We start from the raw sequence: 2,703 nt of genomic DNA, 5'->3' as shown, positions 1-2,703 counted from the left end.
CTGACTGATACTAATAGGTCGAGGGCTTGACCAATAAATAATTGTTATATACAATTTATGTGCAATTTTGAAAGAACATTCTTTCAATTGAATAATAACTCACTTAGCATAGCTAAAGGAGTATAGTTTTAACTAAATCATTAGATTTAGAAAGACTAGTATCTGGTGATGATGGCATAGAAGTAACACTCCTACCCATTCCGAACAGGAAAGTTAAGATCTATAGCGCCGAAGGTACTGCACGGGAGACTGTGTGGGAGATTAGGACGTTGCCAGGTTTATTTGCGTGATTAGCTCAGTTGGTAGAGCACCTGACTCTTAATCAGGGTGTCCAGGGTTCGAATCCCTGATGACGCACCAATAATAAAAGCTACTGAATTTTTCAGTAGCTTTTTTTTATAAAAAATTATAAAATCTTTAGATATTAATAAGGTATTGTATTATAGATATATATTGGCTAAGAACTAAAACTAGCATATTAGTCTATAAAATTTTTCATAGTATGTTCAAATAGAAATTGTGATTAAAAAATATGTTTCTAAAGTTATTCACAATTAAATTAAGTTATAAACAGGTATTCATAAATTATTATGAATACCTGTTTATAAATATATAATAATTTATATATTATGTGGAAAAATAATTAAATATAGACTTTTTTAATAATATTACTAAAAAGTTTAAATATTATTAAAGCAGTAAAAATAGTATTTATTTTTTAGTAACAAATTATTAAGTCTATTATATTATTGAACATTATAATTTTATGTTTTAATGGGGGATTAAATTATAGTAAACATTAATATATTAGTTATTAGAAATATAATTTTGTATTTGGGGGAATCTTACATGGATATGATGATTGTATTAAGCTTAATTTTTGCATTTGTAGCTTTAATTTTAGCATTTTTATTAGAAGGTGGAGTAATTACTGCATTATTTCAACTTACAGCTGCAATAATAGTATTTGGTGGTACTTTGGGTGCATTAGGTATATCATTCCCAGGAAATGTACTTAAAAAATTTCCTAAAGTTATGTCTATAGCATTTAAAAAGAGAAAAAATAAGATGGAAGAAAATTTATTGTTTTTTAAAGATATATCTACAAGAACTAGAAAAGATGGACTTTTATCATTAGAAAAAGAAGTTTCTAAAAATAGTGATTTAGATCCATTTATAAAAAAAGGACTTCAATTAGCTATAGATGGAGTAGAACAGTCATCTATTAAGAGTATTTTAGAAACTAAATTAGAGCAAATATCAGAAAGACATCAAGTTGGAATAGAAATGTTTGCAGCAGCAGGTGGATATGCACCTACCATGGGGATAATAGGAACAGTTATGGGACTTATTCAAGTAGTTAGTAACTTAAATGATCCTACTGTATTAGGACCTAAAATAGCAGCAGCTTTTATAGCAACATTATATGGAATTTTAAGTGCAAATATTTTTTGGTTACCAATTGCTAATAAGTTAAAAGTCTTGGATATGGAAGAATATAATGAAAAAGAGATGATTATTAAAGCAATAGTATTAATTCAACAAGGTACAAATCCCAATACTCTTGTAAGTAAACTTGAAGGATTTTTAACAGAGAAGCAATCTAAATTATTAGAGGGTGAATAATTATATGAGGAAAAAAAGAGAAAATAAAGAAAATAGTGAAAGATGGTTACTAACCTATTCTGATTTAATAACTTTGCTAATGGTTTTATTTGTAGTGTTATATGCTTCTTCAAATGTAGATAAACAAAAGTATAAACAAATATCTAATTCCTTTAAACAAGCATTTAGTATAGGTGATGCACAAGGAGTTATAGAAGAAACAGGAGAAGAAACTAATGAAAATAGCATTGTGAATGATGCTGTAATGGTTGAATCAGAAAAGCTTGATACGGCTAAAAGTAAAGTTGATGAGTTAATTAAGGAATATAATTTAGAAGGTAGCGTTTCAACTCAAATACAAGAAAGAGGTCTTATAATAAGCTTTAATGATAATGTTTTTTTTAACAGTGGAGATGCAACTATTAAAAATGAGTATAAGCAAAAGTTAATATCTATATCTAAAATATTAAATGATATAGATAATTATATAAGAGTTGAGGGAAACACCGATAATGTAGCTATAAATACAGAAAATTTTCATTCTAATTGGCAGCTATCTGCAATTAGAGCAGCTAATGTAGTAGAGTTTCTTGCTAAAGAAGGAAATATAAGTTCTGATAGGCTTTCTGCTATTGGGTATGGTGAATATAGACCTATAAAGAGCAATGATAGTAAAGAAGGACAAGCAGCTAATAGAAGAGTTGATATAGTTATATTAAACAACGAGTATAATAAATCAGAAACAGCATCTATTAAATAATTTATTGCATTTTTATCCATATATATTCTCTATTTTTATTTATAAATTAAGTTTAACATTTTTATGATTTTTTAAACAATAAAAATTTTCAAAAATAAGAATATTTTATAGTAATTTAGAGTATTTAGACGTATATTGAATATAATGTCGATATACGTCTAAAAATACTGTTGACATAATAATAGAAAGTCTATATAATTATGTCTTGTTGAGGTCATCAAACAAAACAAATGATTTCAACTGAAAGAAAAAATCTTTCAAAGGATCTGGTGATGATGGCATGGAAGTAACACTCCTACCCATTCCGAACAGGAAAGTTAAGATCCATAGCGCCGAAG

At 27.3% G+C, this 2,703-nt stretch carries 2 protein-coding genes, 1 tRNA gene and 2 rRNA genes; all 5 read left to right on the top strand.

The window, feature by feature from the left end:
* Positions 1 to 161: 161 nt before the first annotated feature.
* Positions 162 to 278, top strand: a 5S ribosomal RNA gene (gene rrf / locus RGC78_RS16030).
* A 6-nt stretch (positions 279 to 284) separates the two neighbouring features.
* Positions 285 to 360: transfer RNA gene (locus RGC78_RS16025), tRNA-Lys, on the top strand.
* A 489-nt stretch (positions 361 to 849) separates the two neighbouring features.
* Positions 850 to 1,626, top strand: a complete 777-nt coding sequence (locus RGC78_RS16020; protein WP_252217009.1) for a flagellar motor protein — start codon at positions 850 to 852, stop codon at positions 1,624 to 1,626.
* A 4-nt stretch (positions 1,627 to 1,630) separates the two neighbouring features.
* A complete protein-coding gene (locus RGC78_RS16015) occupies positions 1,631 to 2,365 on the top strand; it encodes an OmpA/MotB family protein (protein WP_252230844.1) in 735 nt (244 codons plus the stop codon).
* A gap of 265 nt (positions 2,366 to 2,630) precedes the next feature.
* Positions 2,631 to 2,703, top strand: a 5S ribosomal RNA gene (gene rrf / locus RGC78_RS16010); the annotation flags it as partial.

Origin of the sequence: Clostridium aquiflavi (assembly GCF_031344075.1) — a bacterium.
Lineage (GTDB): Bacteria > Bacillota > Clostridia > Clostridiales > Clostridiaceae > Clostridium > Clostridium aquiflavi.
This window is presented reverse-complemented; position numbering and strand designations above follow the sequence as displayed.

Excerpts from the sequence above, each read along its gene's own strand:
- RGC78_RS16015 (WP_252230844.1), top strand. The coding sequence starts at position 1,631 with ATGAGGAAAAAAAGAGAAAATAAAGAAAATAGTGAAAGATGGTTACTA.
- RGC78_RS16020 (WP_252217009.1), top strand. The coding sequence starts at position 850 with ATGGATATGATGATTGTATTAAGCTTAATTTTTGCATTTGTAGCTTTA.